Source organism: Bacillus sp. FSL W8-0645 (assembly GCF_038007905.1).
Lineage (GTDB): Bacteria > Bacillota > Bacilli > Bacillales > Bacillaceae > Bacillus > Bacillus pumilus.
This window is the reverse complement of record NZ_JBBOYC010000001.1, coordinates 728,136-748,340: the sequence shown is the minus strand read 5'-3', so window position 1 is coordinate 748,340 and position 20,205 is coordinate 728,136. Positions and strand designations below refer to the sequence as shown.

Below are 20,205 nucleotides of genomic sequence, written 5' to 3'. Positions count from 1 at the left end.
TTCACCTCTTTACTTATATTTTCAAGTCATCTAATTCGAAAAGAGATACGTCATCTAATTGCTCGAATGAAGAAGTCAGTTCGATCTCCTCTATTCTTACAGCATCTACTGAAACAGACCGCATGATGTCTTTCAGCAAGCCCGCAATCCGCTCGATGGTTTCCTCTGTGAAAAGCTCAGTATTATATTCAATCGTTGAAGAAAGACCGTCTTCCTGCTCATACGCAATCCAGAGTAAATCAAAGCGTGACGTTCCTGTCTCATACGGATAATCACTAAAGGTTAAGCCGCCTACCTTCAGTTCTGGCTGATTCATATTTTGCAAGGCAAACACAGCATCAAACAATAAATTCCGGCTGACACTCCGGCTTAACTGGAGATCTTGAACCATTTGTTCATATTGATAGTCTTGATGTCCGAAATCATCGATGACATGTGCTTTCACATCCTGTAGGAATTGCTGGTACGTCAGCTCTGCTTTAGGATACAAACGAAGTGGTAGCATATTGACAAAAATACCGATCACTTGCTGCAGCTCCTCTTGTTTTCTCCCTGCTACCGGAACCCCGACCGTGATATCTGATTGTCCGCTTAATTTATGAAGCAAAATCTGATATACACTTAACAAACCCATAAACAGTGTGGCGTCTTCCTTTAAAATCACCTGCTTAAACGCGTTCAGCTCCGCTTCTTCTATATGGAACGTATAATGTCCGCCGCGGAATTGCCTCACTTCCGGCCGATCGAAATCTGTTGGCAGATCAAGAAGCGAGGCACCCTCTAAACGGTTTTTCCAGTAATCACTCGATTCTTTCAGTGCTTCCGACGCAAGCAAGTCATTTTGCCATTCTGAAAAATCTTTATATTGCAGAGCGAGAGGCTCAAGCGTCCTACCGTCATATAACTGCATAAAGTCATTGACCAAAATATCTTGAGAAAGACCGTCTGAGATAATGTGGTGCATGTCTAGCATAAGTACGAATTCCTCTTCTGCCAGCTTCATCACGCCGACTCTCATCAATGGAGCCTCACTTAACGTAAAGGCAGTCAAAAATTGTTCAATCACTTGTTTTTGATCTTCCTCAGATCCTTGTGTCGATCCGTTAGTGAGGTCAAATAATGTGACTGCAAATGGTACCTCTTCTTCAATCTTTTGATAAGGGACGCCATTCTCTAGTACAAACGCTGTCCGCAAACTTTCGTGTCTCTTAATAAGCTGCTGAAATGCCCATTCCAACCTGCTAATATCGAGTTTCCCTTTGATTCGTCCCGCTTTAAACTCGTTGTATCCTGTGCTGTTTACATCCATTTGCTGCATGAGATACAACCGTTTTTGCGCAGACGACAGAGGATAATGCTCCTTCACTTCGGCTTTTTCAATCGCATGATAAATAGCAGTATCTGCTTGATCGATATATGCTGCCATTAATCGTATCGTAGGGATTTGGAAAAATTGTGGCAGCGTCAGCTCTACACTAAATGCACGATGAATGATGCCAATGAACGTAATCGCCTTTAGAGAATCTCCACCCATTTCAAAGAAATGATCATCTATGCCAATTTCATCAATCTTAAAGAATGCTTGCCAACGTTGACTTAATGCCTTCTCCAGCTCCGTTTCAGGTGCCGCATAATTCGTGGAAAGCGCTGGACGAGAATACAAGTTTCCATCTTGTTCATTCTCTCCGCCGCTCTCTTCCTCACGGGATAAACGGTCTACATATCGGTGAATACGATCATGTAAAGATGTTGTCGAAATAACCATTTGTTCCACTTGATCCAGCGAAAGCAATCGTTCAAAGATCATTCTTCCTTCTTTTTCTGTAATTAACGTTTCGGTGACATCATCTCCGATTGGAAGATCAAGCTGCTTCCCTTGCTCAAATTCCCAGCCGTCAAAACTAATGACAGACCACTGTGTTTCTGAACGTAGATTGCGTTCATACACATACGCATCGATGAAATGATTCACAGCTGTATAGGCTGTAAAACCGAGTCCACCCAAGATCGGTGACAAAGATGACAGGACAAAACAGAAATCAAGGGATCGATCTCCTAAGGCGGCATCAAGATGAAGCACACCATTCATCTTCGCTTCAAAATGCGGCTCTGAAAATGTGACATCTGTTTGCTCCATCACCTGGAAAGATTGGTCGCCTGTCACTCCAGCTGCATAGATCACGCCATCGATCTGCCCATATGACGCATCCACTGTGTTGATCAATTGCTGGATATCTTCCTTGTGACGAACGTCTACTTTCTGAATGAGAACGTCTGCGCCTGTCTCTTCCAGTGCCAGTACCTTTTGGATTTTTTTCTTTGTTGGATCCTGATCATCATGCGTAGACAGCCATTCTTGCCACTTGCTTCTATCAGGGAGTCCAGACCTGCTCGTTAAGATCAATGTTCCCTTCGTTTGCTCGGCCAAAGTCTGGGCGATATTCAATCCAATAAATCCAAGTCCGCCAATTAAAATGTATACACCATCTTTTTTAGCCAAATGAGCCTGTCCCATTTCGGGAACTGAACTATTCGCATACTTTTTCACATATCGCTTATTTCGTCGATAGACCGTGAGAAGCTGTCCATACGCTCGATCTAGCTCATCGCTTATTTGCTTTAGCAATCTCTTTTCTTGAACCCCATTTTCCACTGGGCGATCGATATCAAGAATGCGGTAACGTAAGTTCGGTGTTTCTTGTGAAATCACCATCGCAGGCCCTAGATGGATCGCTTTTTCAGGATAAAGTACAGGCTCACCGCCAACGGCATACGTCAATGAGGAAAGAACTGTAATTGACACCTTTTGGTCCAACACATATTTTTTCAGTGCCTGGCCGATATAAAGCAAGGAGTAATAAGCATCTTGCTGCGTTTGCTTCACCCATTCTTCTTCCGTGTGAGATGTGTGTCGTTCTGAAAGCCCCCATAGATGACAAACTTTTGACACGTTGATTTCATCATCTGCCAGATTTGATATGAGCCTTTCATAATCAGATGGCTCATGTGACCGAATGGTATAGCTTTTTTCGTCATGCTTCGTAAATTCATTTCCTTTACGAACCACTACGGACTCGTTCCGTTTCGTCATGAGCTCAGCCGCAATCTTCTCTCCAAAAGCAGATGGATCTGCAAACAAAAGCAAGGCTCCGCCAGATGTATCTTCTGATGGCACGCAAGGTAAAAGATCCGCTTCCCAATGAGGGGTATAGAACCATTCATCCATTTGCTGCTTTCGTCCAGACTGCTTTGGTTTTTCTTGTTTCACACGATCTGCTGCATCATACCAATAGGAGGTTTGATCAAACGCATACGTTGGCAGCGGCATTTTCCGCGGCTGACGGTTTAGATGGAACCTGTCCCAATCAATAGATAATCCGTTTGTCCATAGACGTCCCATTTGACTAAGTAAAAATTCAGTATCCGTCACATCTTGTTTTGCATGTCTTAACACATGACATACATGCTGGTTCAGACCGTTCAGCGACCGGTTGACCATCACGCTTAAATCTTGTCCTGGGCCAATCTCAATTAATTGAATATTGTCCTCTTGTAAAAGATTTGTGATACCTTCAGCAAAGCGAACTGTATCGGTCATATGCCTTTTCCAATAAGACATATCTTTCGCACTCGTATCTGTCATCCAATCTCCTGACAAATTCGAAATGAATGGAATACGAAGCGACTTGGCTTTCATATGCGTTAATTTTTCTCCGAATTGCTCCGCTGCCTCCTTCATGACATGTGAGTGGGCGGCAATGGTTCCACCTAATCGCATACACATCAATCTGTTGCTTTTCAGCTCTTGTTCAAATTCACTTATCGCCTCTTCTAGACCTGACACGATACATGATGAATCATTGACAACCGCGAGAGAAATATCTTTTGGAAGCATCGGTTTGAGCTCTGCCTCAGGTAATGGAACACTCATCATGACGCCGGGTGGTGACGACTGCATCGCATTCGCACGATAGGCGACCATGGACATTGCGTCCTTTAAGCTGAATAGCCCTGATATGGCGGCTGCTGTTAATTCGCCAAAGCTATAGCCGATCATTGCATCAGGACGAACGCCCCATTCAATGAAAAGCATGGATAAGGCATATTCAATGGCAAAAATGGCTGGCTGTGCATATTGAGTACTTGCCAATTGTTCACGTGCCTTTTCTGTTTCAGCCGCTAATGGGTACAGAATACGGGCAAGACTTCGTCCTGTTGCTTCTTCATATGCTTGAAAACAAGCATCCATTTGCTTCTTAAAGTAAGGCTCTTCTCGGTACAAATCTAATCCCATATTGAGATATTGATTGCCTTGTCCAGAAAACATAAAAATAATCTTTTGCTTCTCCACATGCGAATGCATGAGCTTTCCAATGCCCTTGCCTTGCTTTTCTGTTAATACTCTTAGAGCATCTTCTCTGTTTGCCGCAACAAATGCCTGACGGAAATCAAAGGATTGTCTTCCTGTTTGCAGCGTATAAGCTGCGTCTGCCAAATTGATAGAAGGCGTGTTTTCTATTTGGCTTGCGAGTTTGTCTTTCATTCGTTCCAAGCTCGTTTTGCTCTTTGCTGAAAGAACAAGCAGCTCAGCAGAACGAGGCATTTGCTGACGATCTCTTTGTGGTGCTTCTTCTAAAATGACATGTGCATTCGTTCCACCCATTCCAAATGAGCTCACCCCAGCCCGCCGCAAATGGGAAGCTGGCTGCTTCCAGTCGATCAGCTCAGTGTTGACAAAGAAAGGGCTATGTTCAAATGCAATGTTTTCATTGGCTTTTTTGAAGTGTAGACTAGGTACAAATGTGTGATGCTGAAGCGAAAGCACAGCTTTGATCAAGCCAGCTGCTCCTGCCGCTGCATCTAAATGTCCAATATTTGTTTTCACAGACCCAATGCGGCAAAATTGTTTTTTCTCTGTTTCGAAAGCCTTTGTGAGCGCCTCTATTTCAATCGGATCACCAAGTGATGTGCCAGTTCCATGTGTTTCCACATATTCAATCGTATCTGGTGAAACATCTGCTTGATGCAGGGCATCCTGAATGACACGTGTCTGTCCTTCGACGCTCGGAGCATTGAAACCAACCTTTTGATCACCATCATTGTTGATGGCAGAGCCCTTAATAACCGCATAAATATGGTCACCATCTTCTATGGCTTCACTCAGTGCTTTTAAAGCAACAAGACCAACACCATCTCCGCCAACAGTTCCATCCGCTTGATCGTCAAAGGCGCGGCAATGGCCATCGCTTGATTTCACCATGTTCTGTTGATAAACGTAGCCTGATTTCACTGGGTGCAGGATCGACACACCTCCCGCAAGAGCTACATCTGAATCACCATTTGCAATGGATTGACAAGCCAAATGCAAGGCGACCAAAGAAGTTGAACAAGCGGTTTGCAGCGTAAGCGCCGGTCCTTTCAAATTCAATTTATGGGCAATTCTTGTACTGACGGTATACGTATCATTGAGTGAACCCACTTCAAACAGCTCTGACATGCTGCTATCAAGGGAAGCGGCAAAACGCTGAATCCATTGGAAGTTCGAAGTGGACCCAGTAAACAAACCGACCTTCCCCGTATAATCTTCTTGCACATACCCCGCATCTTCCAGCGCCTTATAGGCGTACTCATGCAGGAGGCGTATTTGAGGATCCATCATTTCTGCCTGACCTGGCGAATAACCGAAGAAGGATGCATCAAATAAATCAGGTCCATCAATGACACCCTTTGCCCTCACATAATCAGATCGCTCGAAGGTTTGACGGTCAATACCAGCTTCAAGCAGTTCTTCATCGGAAAAGAAGGAAATTGATTCTTCTCCATTCTTCAAATTTCGCCAAAATGCCTCAACATTTTTCGCGCCAGGGAATTTACCAGCCATTCCAATAATGGCAATCGGCTCATTGGCTTTTCTTGTCTTTTGTTTCACAGGCTGCGCGCCTGCCGCTGCCTGCTCTGAATCGCCGCTTAAATATGCGGCAAGCTCTCTAATCGTTGGACGGCGGAACATTTCGACCATTGGAATGCTTTGATTCAATTGCTTAGCGAGCTGTTGATTGACGTGGATCAAATTGAGTGAATGCCCGCCAATATCAAAGAATTTGTCATGGACACTTACCTCTTCTAAGCCGAGGACCTTTTTCCAAATGTCTTGAATGACTTTCTCCGTATCAGAAAGATGGTCCGAGCCCGCCTGTTTTTTCGTTTGCTGCGCCTGTTTCAAAGCAGGTAAAGCTCGTTTATCTAGTTTGCCATTGGCAGTCAGCGGCATATCGTCCAATTGAACAAAGTGAGTTGGGATCATATAATCCGGCAGTTGATCAGCCAACGCTTGTTTTATTGCCTCTTGATCAAGTATGGCTGTCGTGACAACATATGCGGCCAAACATGGTGTACCAGAAACATCTGGCTTTACAACAACAGCTGCTGCTTTTATTCCTGGCTGTTCATTCAACCAAAATTCAATCTCACCAGTTTCAATCCGGTAGCCTCTCAGCTTCACTTGATCATCATTTCGACCTAAAAATTGAATGAGCCCATTAGGGAGAATGCGGGCTGCATCACCTGTTTTATAAATTTTTTCACCCGGCTGGAAAGGATGGTCGACAAATCTTTCTTCGGTTAGTTCTGGGCGATTCAAATAGCCTTTTGCGACACCTTTTCCGCCAATATATAATTCACCGACGGCTCCTTCCGGCATGAGATTCATATGTCTGTCAAACAGAAGAATATCTGTATGCTGTGCAGGCTTTCCAATCGGTACATACACGTCTTGATCAAGGTCCTGGTCATATCGATGAATCATGCAGCCAACGACCGTTTCAGTTGGTCCATATTCATTCACAATTTCAATTGGCTGCGGGAAGGACTGCTGAATGGATTTCGCTAAAGATGTTTCCAGCTGTTCTCCGCCTAAAATGAAACATTTCATTTGGCTGTCTGGGAAAGACAAATGCTTAATAAACTGTAAATGAGATGGTGTCAGTTTCATCACATGTACGCGATTGTCTTTTATGATGTCTTCGACAAGCAGCTGCCGGTTTTCATGGTGATAAATCATGATGGTATTTCCTGAAATGAGCGGCGTGAAAATAGAAGTAACCGTCAGGTCAAAGGACAGTGAAGTATACAATGCAAAATGCCTTGTTTCTCCTCGAACATATACTTGCTTCGCCCAATCAATATAGTTGGCTAAGCCAAGATGATGAATGAGTACACCTTTAGGTCTTCCTGTCGTACCTGATGTATAAATGCAGTAGGCTGTTTGGTCTGAGGTGATGGCTTCTGCCAAGTTGTCTGATGGTCCGGTGTATAGATCCGGCTGTGTGATATCAATTTTTTCTCCATGATAGGCATAGGTGAGCTCTTTCATTGGATGGGTTAAGAGCCATTCTACTCCGCTGTCTTCTAATAGATATTCTATTCGTTCCTGCGGATATTCAGGATCAATCGGCACGTAAGCACCGCCAGCTTTTAAGATCGCTAAGCATGCTATCACCATTTCAATGGAATGCTCTGCTAAAATGCCGACACGCTGCTCCTGTTTGACCCCTTTGTTTTGTAAATAATGTGCGAGCTGGTTCACTCTCTTATTGAGTTGTTCATATGTAACCGTCGTATCGCCAAACTCAACTGCGGCTGCCGCTGGCGTTCGCTCTACTTGTTCTTCAAATAGGTCAATCACGGTTGGCTCATTGCTAGATGTTGCTCCGCCATATTGCTTGAAGACCGCTAACTGCTTTTCTTTCTCTTTTTCTGATAGCAGCTGTAGTTGAGCAGCAGATTTGTGCGGATGTGCACATGCATCAGACAGGAGATGAAGAAAATGCTGACACCACTTTTCGATTTGTTCAGTTGAAAAGCTGACGGGGTTATACACCAATGAAAAGTGCAGCTGATCATCAAACGCCTGAACACTAAGCGTGAGATCGAATTCTGTCTGCTCAGTCATCTCAAATCCACGAATACGAATTGGCTGATCGTTTTTCGTGAGCATTTGATCTAGTGGATAGTTTTCAATGACGACGATTGAATCAAATAATGATTGCTCTGCAGTCATTCCTGCATATTTCTTTAAGTCAGATAGCGGGGTATGTTCATATTCATTTCTTACAGCGATCTCACGGCTCACTTCCTGCATCTGTTCAAGAATTGGCCGCTCTTGTTCGAATGAGACCCGCAGCGGTAATGTGTTAATGAACAATCCAGTCATCTTTTCAATATGAGGGACATCCGCATTTCTCCCTGAGACTGTTGTCCCAAAGACAATATCATCTTGGTTCGCATACTTAGATAGCAAAACTCCCCACAGCGTATACATTACAGATGCCAGCGTCACGTCATATTGATTCGTGAATTTGCTCAAGCTCTCCGCAATGGAAGTATCCACTTGATGTTCATATTGATGAAACACTTCTGAATTTTCATGTGCGCCGCTTGACTTCGGAAGCAGTTCTGCATAACTCCAACCGTTGAAAACATTTTTCCAATAGGCGGCTTGTGCTTCTGTCTGTTGAAGGTTTTTCTGCTGCCATTTGACAAAGGATTGGTAGGACGGTCTTTGTTCCAAAAGAGGTTTGTCCCCATTCGATAAGCGCTCATATGCACTCATCCAATCGCTTAATACAATCCCAAGGCTCCATCCGTCTAATAAAATATGATGGAAGCTAATGAGAACCCAGCTGACTTCATCATTCACTTCACATAACGTCAGACGAAATGGGACTTCCTGCAGATCAAAGCGTTCTTCTCGGTTCTGAGCCGTCACCTCCTCTTTCAGCACATGAAGAGGCTCCTTCGCTTTTGTCAAATCACGGTATCGAATGTCTGGCTGATGCTCCTTCAGCACAATTTGTACTGGTCTTGCGAGTTCCTGCCATCTGAACAATGTTCTAAGCATTTCATGCTGTTTGGTGACATTCGTCCATGATTGTTCAAAAATGTCTCGATCTATCCGTCCGTCTATTTCGATCAGCAGTTGTTCAAAATAAGCTGTTCCGTTCGGTTCCATTAAATGATGAAACAGCAGTCCCTCTTGGATCGTAGTGATAGCTAACATATTTTCAATGTTCTGTTTATCCAGCTTCTGCGGCTGTAAAGCCATGGGATCATCTCCTTTCTCTCTAAGAATGTTTCACGAAATAATGGCGTAAACCATAGTTAGCAATAACCTGTTGCTGAATTTGCGAAGTTCCTTCAATAATTTCAAGCACCTTCGCTTCACGATATAGTCTTGAAGCTGAGTTTTCCCGGCTAAATCCACTTCCGCCATGAATTTGGACATTTGTATTTGTAATGTCAACAGCGATTTTAGAGGTGAAATATTTTGCAATGGATGTTTCTGTGATTGCATCAGGATGATTCGCTTCTCTCATTTCCCCAGCCTTTAGGCATAAGGCTCTCGCTGCATGGAGCTGGGTCACCGCATCTCCGATCATGCCTTTGATCATTTGATGCTTGTACAATTTCTCATTAAATTGTGTTCTTTTACGTGAATACGTAACAAGAGAATCAACGGCTTCTTGTGCAATGGCAAGCCCTGCCCAAGCGACACTGTATCTTCCATGGTCTAATGCGAGTGACACCACATGGTTAAATCCGCCCCCAACTGGTCCTAAGACACAGTCTTCATGCACCTGGACATGATCGAGGGTGATTTCCGCTAAATATGACGCTCGGTTGGCCATCATTCCTGTAATTCTCTCAATCTCTACACCCGGCTGATCTCGATCGACAAGGAATGCCGTGACTTGTTCACCGTCTCTTGCAATCACAATAAAGAAATCGGCAATCGCTCCAAAGGAAATCCACTTTTTCTTCCCATTTAATACATAGGATTGTCCTTCCTTTTGATAGCTTGTTTCAACATGATTGGCATCTGAACCAATATTCGGCTCTGACAAAGCAAAGGCACCGATTTTTTCTCCTTTAGCTAATTCAACGAGCCAGCCTTGTTTTTGATCTTCTGTTCCATAACGAAGAATGGCTTCTCCTACAAGTGAATTCACTGTCAATAATGTCCGGACATTACAGCAAGCTTTTCCCACTTGTTCCGTAAACTGTCCATATGCGATTGGATCAAGCCCCAGCCCTTGATAGGAAGACGGGATACCTGCTGCCAAGTAGCCTCGTTTCGCCATATCTCGAATCAGCGACTCTGGCAAATGTTCCGTCTCATCGAATTCATTGGCAAACGGACGGATATGTTCATCGCAATACTGTCGTATTTCTTCAATGGCATTGATCGTTTGTTCAGCTGTTTTCATGAAGAGCCGCCCCCTGTTGTTTTCTCTCAATTAAGGCGACAATGCGATTGACGGTACTAAAATGAGCAATGTCGAGGTCTTCGTTATCTAATTGGAATTGAAAGTCATGTTCGATATAGTTCACTAGTTTCATCGCAAATAGAGAATTCACAAAGCCTTGTTCAAAAATATGATCATCATTTCCAAGCTCAATTTCCTCATCAAATACCACTAGGTTTTGCTCGATATAGGCTCTTACTTGTTCGTGTAGGTTCATGATTTAATCTCCTCGCTTTTCGCTTTTTTATTGTTTGGCCGGGTCTTTCTGATTTAATTCAATATTGACATCTACGTATTCTGGGAAAGGCTGAATCATGCTTAAATCATTCTCAAACAAGATATAGCCGTTCTCCCCCTTCTCGATTTCTTTGAAATTGGCAAACTTATATGTGATGTACATCATGCGGTTTCGGTCGGTTTGTTTAAAGTCAGCGACAAGCCGCTTTCCTCGCTTTTTCGCTTCTTGCAAAATCGTTGTAAGTAAGATGGTCCCGACACCACGAGACATGACGCGGCAAGACATCAGCAGCAGTTTGACATGCCATGTGTCACCTTTTTCTTCTATTAATGAGAGTCCAATTTTTCCATATGAACCGAATTTATCTTCAAGTTCACAGACAAGCAGTAAGTGAGAATCTGATTGACGGAAGAAATCAAGCTCTTCATAATCGTAGGTTTTCCCGCTCGCATTTAATTGATTGGTACGGACAGTCAATTCTTCAGCACGCTGGAGGTCTTGTTCTCCTGCTTCTGATATCACGAATTTCATATGTAAAGACGCCAAGAATTTCTCAGGCGGCCCTTCATATTTCTCTTCTTCCTGCTGCCTTTTGTCCGCTTCTAAGTACATTCTTCTGCGTCGTCTAGCATCTTCTGTGATAAAGACTGGACGCAGGCGATCATCAGTGAGTAATGACAGATAATCCACTGCATCCCAGCACGTAATCTCTGGATGAACAGCCTTCACTTCTTCTCGTTCAAACGGCTGATCATCAATAAAGAGAATGGTATCTTTATGAATATTTAAGCGCTGACTGATTCTCTCTAATGAACTAGATTTGGCATTCCAATGAATCTCTGGATAGAGAAAGAAATGTTCGATTCCGAAGGCAGAAAGCTTTTCCTTCACGGCTGTTTCATCATTCCGGCTTGCTATAGAAAGAAGGATGCCGCGCTCATCTAACTCTGTTAGTACTTCCTTCATCGATGGTTTTAACGTCACTTCATCTGACTCAAGTAAAATTCCATCCCATAATGTATGATCTAAATCCCAGACAACACACTTGATTTGCTTAGCCATTGGTTATTCTCCTCTCACATGTCATATTGGAAAAAGCCCTTGCCTGATTTTTTGCCGTACTCGCCTGCATCAACCATTTTGACTAGCAGAGGACATGGACGGAACTTCGGATCTTTGTAGCTCTCGTATAAAACAAGCAATGAATTCAAAATCGTATCAAGCCCAATTAAGTCTCCCGTCGCAAGTGGTCCCATTTTATGACCGAAACCTCCGCGGAAAATTTTATCGACATCCGCTGGCGTGGCGACTTGATCTTGCACCGCCCAAATCGCTTCATTGATTGTCAGCATCAGCACACGGTTGGAAACAAATCCCGGAAAATCATGCACCACAACTGGTGTTTTATCAAACGATTTCAAGAAATCTTTTGCCGTTTCCACTGTGCCATCAGAAGTTGCTTTTCCTCTAATGACTTCAACTAACGCTTTGAGAGGAACAGGGTTCATAAAGTGCGCCCCAATGACATTCTCAGGGTGATGCATAAGGGACCCTACCTTTGTGATGGAGATACAGCTTGTGTTTACAAAATAGATGGTTTCTTTCGCACAAATACCTCGTAGCTCTTCATAAATAGGTTTTTTAATCTCCCAATCTTCCGTCACATTTTCAATGACGATATGCGCGTCATGTAATCCTTCAAGTGAAGTTGACAGTTGGATTTGAGACAATACATCTTCTAAAGACAATGAGATTTTCTTCTTTCTCACAAATTGAACCAATTGATAGGTCTTCTTAATTTTTTCTAGCGCTTCGTTTAACTTTTCTTCTGTGACATCAACTAATGTGACTTGATAGCCATTTGCTGAAAGGTCTAATGCCATATCAGCCCCCATGACACCTGCTCCAATCACGCCTACGTGCTTCGTGTTCATTTCTCCAACACTCCAATTCGCTTTAAAATGACATTGATTTTTTCTACAACTTCATTTGTGAATGAATGAATAAAAAAGTGATCTCCATCGAATTCGAAAAACGCACAATCTTCGCTTGTATATTGAACCCAATCGTCTAAATCGAACAGCACAGAAGGCAAATCACGTGTACCATAAAAAATAGAAATTGGACAAGCAACCGGAACGACTTCATCACACAAATAGGTCTCCAAAAGCTGAAAATCTGCTCTTAAAATCGGCAGAAAGAAATCAAGCACTGCATGGTTATCAGCAAGTTCCTCTGGAACGCCTCCCATCGCAATGATCGCTTCTTTTAATTTGGAATCTGACAGCTGATGATAGACTTTCTTTTCTGGAATATGTGGTGGAAAGCGCCCAGAATAAAAGACATGGACAGGCTCTCTGTTTAACCTTGTTTTCATTCTTTTTTGTAATTCATATGCAAGGACGGCTCCCATGCTATGACCGAACATGGCATAGGGCTCTCCTTCTTTTAAGGAGGAGGACGCCTGTACATATAGATCATCTGCGACCTGCTGTAAATCGGTTAGTACAGGCTCTGTCATTCTTGTCCCGTGCCCAGGGAGTTCAAGTGCATGAATTTCTATCGACCGGTCTATATAAGATTTCCACGTACTGAATACGGTACTGGCTCCACCTGCGTACGGTAAACAAAATAACTTCACGACACGCCACACTCCCTTTTGCATTTGATTGCCAACACTTCCAGCCAATGTTTTTCATCATGGATGATTTGTTCTAAAGAGGCTGTGATATTGGCTTGGTACCTACTAGACATCTCACCTGAAAAAAGGAGTTTTGCTGCCTGATGCCTTGCTTTCTCCCATTCTGCTAAAATACGTTCCATCCATCCCACCAGCTCAGGTAGATCGCCTTTGATGAGATTCAGCCGATACAGCTCTATTTTCTTCGTATTGATGATCTGATTGAACGACGCCACGAGCTTCTCGATATCATCCCATTGCGAAAACTGCTCATAAAATGTTTCAAGAGCTGTGATTCCTTTTTCTATTACGTCAATCTGACCATGCATATTTCTCAGGAAATAAGTCGTTTTTTGATCAAATAACTCAGTCGAGAGTTTGTCTGGATCAAAGTAGAAGGCCGCATAGGAATGAAATTGATCATTCGGCTGAAAATGATCATGAAAGGTGTCATATCCTTTCTGTACATCTTTAAATGACAGCACTTGATGCTCATAAGACAAATTATCTAAATGCCGATTCTCTAATACTTGAAAGATTTGCTGATTTTCATCGAATCCAATCATTAAAATGGAATGACGGCTATGGGTTGTCAAATACTCTTTTCTGCCTCGCTGAACGTAGGGGTCTACCCATACAATTACCGGGCGGTCACGCCTCACATCTTGTTTGACCTTTTCAATGAGGTTGGGACAATACGTCATTTTTTCCACTTGAATGCCTTGTAAATTCATAATCTTTTCTGGATCGTGTGCCGACATCCAGTCAATCTGTAGCAAGCCATTCTCTGTAAGCCCGTAGGCAAATTGATCATTTAATAAGTATGGAAAAACTTCTTGATCATGCAGCTTCACAATTGGAAAAAAGCAATTGAAAAAACAGCTACGATAAAACAAATCATTATAAGGATGAATGCCCGAAATCTGTTTGAAGGTCATCTTTTTTTCCTCTCTTTCCAGCAGGAGATGTCACCATAAATCCTTTGATGAAACCAATCGTACAAAACCAAATGAAAAACAAATAATAAGAAATTGCTAATTCAATGAGAGAGGAAGGTCCCCATACAAAAGTCATTTTCCAAGGCAGCCCATTAAAGGCTAGCTGCGCAACAATGATTGGCAGGATCAATATCCCAATTAGCAGCAGCACCCAGCCGCTACTTTTCAGCCAGATGCCAAGTGACATGTCCCTGCGAACGAAAGCGCCGTTTTTTACACGCTTTTTCCACTTGATAAAACGAACGATAGACACTATTTGCAGCAATATGAAAAGACATGTGGCCCCAAGACTCAATTGATCGATGAGCTGAAAAGGATCCATTGATGACTCTGCTTCTTCATTTGCACCCGTGATCGTTTTCGCAATAAGACGTGCCGTTTGCTCTGTGTAGCTGCTATTCATATTCGCTAACACTCCGATCGCAATCTCTTCTTTTGGCTGGATCAGAAAAAATGATGAATAGTTTGGGTTAGAGCCTGCATGAAAAAGCGAGTCTACCTGCTCATGCGCCTTTTCTATATACCAGCCGGCATTGTAATAGACATGCTTCCCTTCTTCTGGGACATTCACAGTTAAGTGATCAGGATTTTTTACAAAGCGAGACCAAGTTGAATCGGTCAATTGATATTGCAGCCAAGTCCCCACATCCTGACTATTCATCACAATATAGCCTGCAGGCGTATTGCCTCGATATTCTGGTGCTTCATAAGCATGCGGAGCAAGGAATTGCAGTTTAAACCCTTCTGAGACAGCACCGGATGTCATCCGTTTTAGCCCAGCCTCTGTTTGGTCAAGATGATGCCTTTTAAACAGTTCCTTCATATGGGCCTCATACGATGTTCCTGTTACATTTTCAATGATGAGACCAAGGACATCATAGTTGATGGTCGCATATTCAAAGGAGCTGCCTGGCTTACGATTAAGCTCGATTGATTTCAGCTGATCAACTGTTTTTTTCAACGCATCCTTTGCAGTATCAGGCTGGATAAGCGCAATGGATTGAAAGGGAATGCCGCTTGTGTGATGCATTAATTGCTCCACCGTTAAACGCTGAGGCTTTCCATTGTATGTTGGAAAAAAACCTGGAATATAGTTGCTCACCGGATCTTTTAAATGAAGTTTCCCTTGCTTCTCTAACTCCACAATCGCAAGAGCGGTAAACGCCTTTGATGTAGATCCAATTTCAAAGAAAGTGCTGGCTGTCACTTGCTTCTTTTTCTTTCGATCCGCATAACCAAAGCCTTTTTGGTACACCACTTCGTCTTTTTTCACAACCACAATGGACATGCCTGGAATGCGTCCAAGCTCCATCTGTTCCTCTATCACTTGATCAATGGCTTTAGATGAAATCACTGCTTTTGCATGTGTCCCCCCGGCAAAGCTGCTTATCCATAAGACCGCTAATAAAAATGAAATGTAGATAACATACTGATTTTTCCTCATGTAAATAATGAATCCATTTCTTCAAGAGACATATCCACTGTTTCAAAATCAGACGGTGTAAATTCGATTCCTTCTTTCTCTAAGCAATGCTGTACAAGACGCTCAATTTGCTGTTCTACCGCTTGTAATAGCTGCGTCATGTCTGTTTCACATAGCTGTTTTTCGCTGAAAGAAAGATGGAAAATCAGCTGACCGCCCTTGATGGTAGCGACCATATCGATGACGGTTGTTAATGGATTATCCAATGACGAATCAATCCCCGATGTAAAGTAAGACATCTCATAATCAGATGATTGTTTCAGCACTTGATCAATTTCACCTAGATAGTTAAAACGTAATTGCGGCGCTGAATGAGGAGGAAGCTGCTTATTGATGAGTGACAACAGCCCATAGTCTGCACCTTTATTTGGCACTTCACGTATCATTTCTTTGATAGTTCGTATGTGATCTGAGAGAGATTCAGACACATGAACATTCACAGGATACATGGTGGTGAACCAACCAAACGTTCTAGATACATCGATATCATCCTCTACTGCATCCCTGCCATGACCTTCTAATTCCAAAGAAATCCGCTCTTGATTCGTTTGCTCATAACAGGCTTGCGACAAGGCTGAAATTAACAGTTCATGCGGCTGCGTTTGATACGCTTGATTCGCTTGATTGAGCAATTGATTTGTGAGTTCCACTGATAATGCCTTGGTTAATTTGATTTCGTCTCTGACATATCCTTCATTTGAAGAAACTTGATACAGAGGCTGAATATCCTGCACCGCTTTTTGCCAATAGCTGAGCGACTCTTTTACACCCTCTGATACTGCATACTGATTCACCCGCTCGGCAAATGTTTGATAGGAATGGGTTTTAGGCGGAAGCACTTCAGCTGTGACCTTCTCTGCACGCAATAATTGAATCAAGTCCTCCACAAGAATTTGCCATGACATACCATCAGCTAATAGATGATGGGCGGCAAAAATGAGATGTGATTGAGAATCAGTTTGACAAAGTGCTGCCTGAATCAATGGTCCTTGATAAAGATGAGTCCTTTGCTTGACCTGATATCCTACTTCTTGTAGCGCTTCTTCCACATTCTCTTCTGACAATGCCGTGAAATCGTGTACCATCAGCGGAATATCTTGAATGTCTTCATCATAATAAAGTGTGTTTGTTGCCTCATGTACTTTTAACCTTAGTCCGTCGTGATGAGTGACGAGCTCTTTGAGAGCATCCTGCACGATGGTTTCATCCATCTTTTTCTTTGAATGAACAATGATGGATTGATGCCAGAAATGTTCATCTTTTAACCGTTGGGACCAGAACCATTCGATAATTGGAATCGATTTCACATCACCCACAGCTTGCTCTTGTGAGATATGTATGACAGGTTCCTGCTGAACGACTTGTGCCATTTCTCTAAAAATGGGGTAAGTAAAAAGATCCTTGGTTTTTAAATAGAGTCCTTTGTCTTTTAACTTCGCAATAAATTGAATCGCCTTAATGGAATCTCCGCCAAGCTGATAAAAATGATCAGCCGGTTCGATTGTTTTATGTCCTAAAATGTCTTTTGCTGTATCTACTAAGATCTCTTCAATGTCCGCTGTTTCCTTGGACCATTCAACGGCTGTTTCCACTTGGGACAGCATTGGATCAGGCAGTGCTGACCGATTGATTTTTCCGTTTTGGGTAAGCGGGAGCTCATCTAGTACAACAAAATAGGCCGGTACCATATAAGCTGGAAGCTGATCTGATAATTTCTTTCTAAGTAAAAAGGACGTCATCTTTTTTTCTTTTAATTCAATATAGGCAGCCAGCTGTTTTTCTCCAGATTCATCGGTTAGATCAATGACAGCTGCTTTATCAACTTCTTCAAGTGCCATAAGCGCAAGTTCAATTTCACCGAGCTCAATCCGGTATCCTCGCAGCTTGATTTGATGATCAATTCTGCCAATGTAATCAATCTTTCCATCATTTGCTCGTGTGGCGATATCACCTGTTCGATACATGCGGCGGTCGTTTACAAATGGGTTGGGCAGAAAGCGCGATTCCTGCAAATCAGGTCTTTGCCAATATCCTCTGCCAACACCCGCGCCTGAAATATAGATTTCTCCTACTGTCCCTGGCAGCACGGCTTGCTGATGCTCATCTAAAAGGTAAATCTCTGTATTTGGCATTGGTACACCAATTGACACAGATGTCCCCCCATCATCTTGATGGAATTGATGAATCATACAGCCAACGGTTGCTTCAGTTGGTCCATATTCATTAAAGATGGATATCCTTCCATCACTTGCCTCTGTGATTCTTTTGGCCAAAGCGGTCGATAATTGTTCTCCGCCCACAATCATCCGTTTCACAACTGATTGAGAAAGTGCAGCATCAGTTAACAGTGCCATATGAGCTGGTGTCAGCTTGATGACTTTTGCTTTTTGATCAAGCAAAATATGTTCTAATAAAAAGCCTGGCTGATCCTCTTGACGATAGATCATCACGGTACTGCCAATGACCAATGGCGTATAAATAGATGTCACGGTTAAATCAAACGCAATGGATGAATACAAGGCAAAATGATCATCTGATGAATCAGTATAGTGTGTTTTGGCAGACATGATATAGTTCACTAAGCTTCTGTGCTCAATCATGACTCCCTTTGGCTGTCCTGTAGAGCCAGACGTATAAATCATATATGCGACGTCTTCAGCATTCCCAGTGAATGGATGTTCCGGATTATACTGAGCCAGCTGATTCCACACGCTGCTGATATTGTACGTATCGCCATTAAATTGGTATGAAGATGCGTCATTTGTGAAAAACAGCTTTACCTGGCTGTCATCCAAAATAAACTGAATGCGTTCCTCCGGATACTCAGGATCAATCGGTAAATATGCGCCTCCAGCCTTTAAAATCCCCAGCAGCAGCACAATCAGTTCTGGTGAATGATTCATACATACAGCAACAAAGTCATGTCTTTGTAAGCCATGTGTTTGAAGAAAATGCGCCATTTGATTGGTTTTTCTCTCAAGTTCACCGTATGTCATGCTATGAGATCCGTCCTGAAGTGCAATTCGATCAGGAGAAGACGTTGACATGTCTGTAATCAATTCATGGATTTTTTGTTTCTGTGGAAACAGCACGCTTGTGTCGTTCCATTGATATAGCTCCCGATGTTCCTCGTCTTCTGTCATGAGAAGTACGTCTTTTAACAGCTGCTTTGGCTGAGCGAGTATCGTTTCGACGAAGAGAAGCATTCTTTCGTGTAGAAAGTCGATATCTTCATTGCTGTAATCTGAGATCTTGTAGTCATATTGAAGCTCGATTTGCCCTTTTTCATCCCATTCTTTCACAGCAACTTGTAAGCCATATGGCTGGAAGCCATTGTAAAGCTCTATGTATTCAACTTTGTATCCTTCCATCTCCTGCACCATATTGGTGCTGTAGGAGTTGATATAGATTTGAAAAAGCTGATCATACCCTGCTTTTGCAAGCTCTAAATCTTTGACAAGTGCATCATAGGGATAACGCTGATGCAGGAAGTAAGCCTTATAGCTTTTTTGAACGTCTGTTAAACTTTCTAACAAAGATAGATGAGGATCGATCTTCATTCGATATGGCATTGTACTCACGGTCATACCGGACGTGGCTTTTTCCTTTTGTCCGGAACGATTGAGAACTGGTGTCCCAATAATAAAATCTTTTTGCTGATATCTTTTATGCAAGTAGACGAAGAGTCCTAAAGTAAATAAAGAGTTGATTGAACAATGATGGACATCTATAAATTCATAGATTCGTTCTGAGAGTTGTCGATCAAGGTAATGGCTTTGTCGATGGCCTTTGATTTGGTCAGTTCCCTGTACCAAATAACTATCGGACACATCAGATAATGCTTCTTTCCAAAATTGCTGATCTTTTTTAAATCTTGGGGAGTTCATATATTTTGATTCTTTATCAATAAATACAGAATGATTGTCTGCTTCTTGTTCGATAGAGGAGCTTTGGGTAAGAGCAGTGTAAAGCTGGCTAATTTTATCGATGATTACTTTCATCGACCATCCATCTGCTACTGTATGATGGCATTTGATGAAATAACCAGATTGTTGTTCACTGATTTTTAGTACAGCAAATTCGGCGAGAGAGGTTTCTGTTAATTGAAATGGTGTTTTGAAGGCTTTTTCGGCCCATTCTAGCATGTCTTCATGTGTGGAAAACTCATAGGTAGGAATAGGGCTATCGGCGTTTGGATCAACGTATTGAAGCGTTTCACCATCTTTCTCTACTAGCTTGAGACGAAGAGATTCTGTCATCATGATACAAGATGCAATGGCCTGCTTCAGTTTATCGAGCTGCAATGGCCCATTGACGAAAATGATACCGCCAATATGATTGATCGGTGTTCCTGGATAAAATGTTTCCATGTTCATCACGCGCCGTTGCGGATGTGTTAATGGCCAATATGCTAAACTATTAGTCAATTACGCCACCTCTACTTTTCATATAGTTAACATTTCTACCAACATATTAAATCATATAATGGTATTTTTGTAAAT

9 protein-coding genes are annotated in these 20,205 nt (G+C 42.6%); all 9 read right to left on the bottom strand.

What is annotated here, in order from left to right; all coding sequences use genetic code 11:
- Positions 1-13: 13 nt before the first annotated feature.
- From NST39_RS03680 to NST39_RS03640, 9 genes are read right to left on the bottom strand one after another with little or no spacing between them, the layout of a single operon-like run.
- Complete coding sequence (locus tag NST39_RS03680) at positions 14-9,103, bottom strand: non-ribosomal peptide synthetase/type I polyketide synthase (protein ID WP_341027151.1); 9,090 nt, start codon at positions 9,101-9,103, stop codon at positions 14-16.
- Positions 9,104-9,122: 19 nt separating this feature from the next.
- Positions 9,123-10,265, bottom strand: a complete 1,143-nt coding sequence (locus NST39_RS03675) for an acyl-CoA dehydrogenase family protein (RefSeq protein ID WP_003214249.1) — start codon at positions 10,263-10,265, stop codon at positions 9,123-9,125.
- Positions 10,252-10,521: an acyl carrier protein gene (locus tag NST39_RS03670; protein ID WP_003214412.1), complete on the bottom strand. Its 270-nt coding sequence runs from the start codon at positions 10,519-10,521 to the stop codon at positions 10,252-10,254. Before NST39_RS03670 ends, NST39_RS03675 begins: the two co-directional genes overlap by 14 nt.
- A 27-nt stretch (positions 10,522-10,548) precedes the next feature.
- On the bottom strand, positions 10,549-11,604 hold the full coding sequence (locus tag NST39_RS03665; protein WP_126741174.1) for an HAD-IIIC family phosphatase: 1,056 nt from the start codon (positions 11,602-11,604) through the stop codon (positions 10,549-10,551).
- A gap of 14 nt (positions 11,605-11,618) precedes the next feature.
- Positions 11,619-12,476 carry a 3-hydroxyacyl-CoA dehydrogenase family protein gene (locus tag NST39_RS03660; protein WP_126741175.1) on the bottom strand — a complete coding sequence of 286 codons (858 nt, stop codon included), beginning with the start codon at positions 12,474-12,476 and terminating at the stop codon, positions 11,619-11,621.
- Positions 12,473-13,183 (bottom strand): thioesterase II family protein, encoded by a 711-nt coding sequence (locus NST39_RS03655; protein WP_126741176.1) that lies wholly within the window; start codon positions 13,181-13,183, stop codon positions 12,473-12,475. The genes NST39_RS03660 and NST39_RS03655 overlap by 4 nt, the downstream gene beginning before the upstream one ends.
- Positions 13,180-14,160 (bottom strand): C39 family peptidase, encoded by a 981-nt coding sequence (locus NST39_RS03650; protein WP_341027149.1) that lies wholly within the window; start codon positions 14,158-14,160, stop codon positions 13,180-13,182. The genes NST39_RS03655 and NST39_RS03650 overlap by 4 nt, the downstream gene beginning before the upstream one ends.
- Positions 14,123-15,664: a serine hydrolase domain-containing protein gene (locus NST39_RS03645; RefSeq protein ID WP_341027147.1), complete on the bottom strand. Its 1,542-nt coding sequence runs from the start codon at positions 15,662-15,664 to the stop codon at positions 14,123-14,125. The genes NST39_RS03650 and NST39_RS03645 overlap by 38 nt, the downstream gene beginning before the upstream one ends.
- Positions 15,661-20,130, bottom strand: a complete 4,470-nt coding sequence (locus tag NST39_RS03640; RefSeq protein ID WP_341027146.1) for an amino acid adenylation domain-containing protein — start codon at positions 20,128-20,130, stop codon at positions 15,661-15,663. Before NST39_RS03640 ends, NST39_RS03645 begins: the two co-directional genes overlap by 4 nt.
- Between the last annotated feature and the right edge of the window lie 75 nt (positions 20,131-20,205).

What these genes read in the sequence shown, in the direction of transcription:
- NST39_RS03680 (WP_341027151.1), bottom strand. Translation starts at nt 9,103, where the DNA reads ATGGCTTTACAGCCGCAGAAGCTGGATAAACAGAACATTGAAAATATG.
- NST39_RS03675 (WP_003214249.1), bottom strand. Translation starts at nt 10,265, where the DNA reads ATGAAAACAGCTGAACAAACGATCAATGCCATTGAAGAAATACGACAG.
- NST39_RS03670 (WP_003214412.1), bottom strand. Translation starts at nt 10,521, where the DNA reads ATGAACCTACACGAACAAGTAAGAGCCTATATCGAGCAAAACCTAGTG.
- NST39_RS03665 (WP_126741174.1), bottom strand. Translation starts at nt 11,604, where the DNA reads ATGGCTAAGCAAATCAAGTGTGTTGTCTGGGATTTAGATCATACATTA.
- NST39_RS03660 (WP_126741175.1), bottom strand. Translation starts at nt 12,476, where the DNA reads ATGAACACGAAGCACGTAGGCGTGATTGGAGCAGGTGTCATGGGGGCT.
- NST39_RS03650 (WP_341027149.1), bottom strand. Translation starts at nt 14,160, where the DNA reads ATGACCTTCAAACAGATTTCGGGCATTCATCCTTATAATGATTTGTTT.
- NST39_RS03645 (WP_341027147.1), bottom strand. Translation starts at nt 15,664, where the DNA reads ATGAGGAAAAATCAGTATGTTATCTACATTTCATTTTTATTAGCGGTC.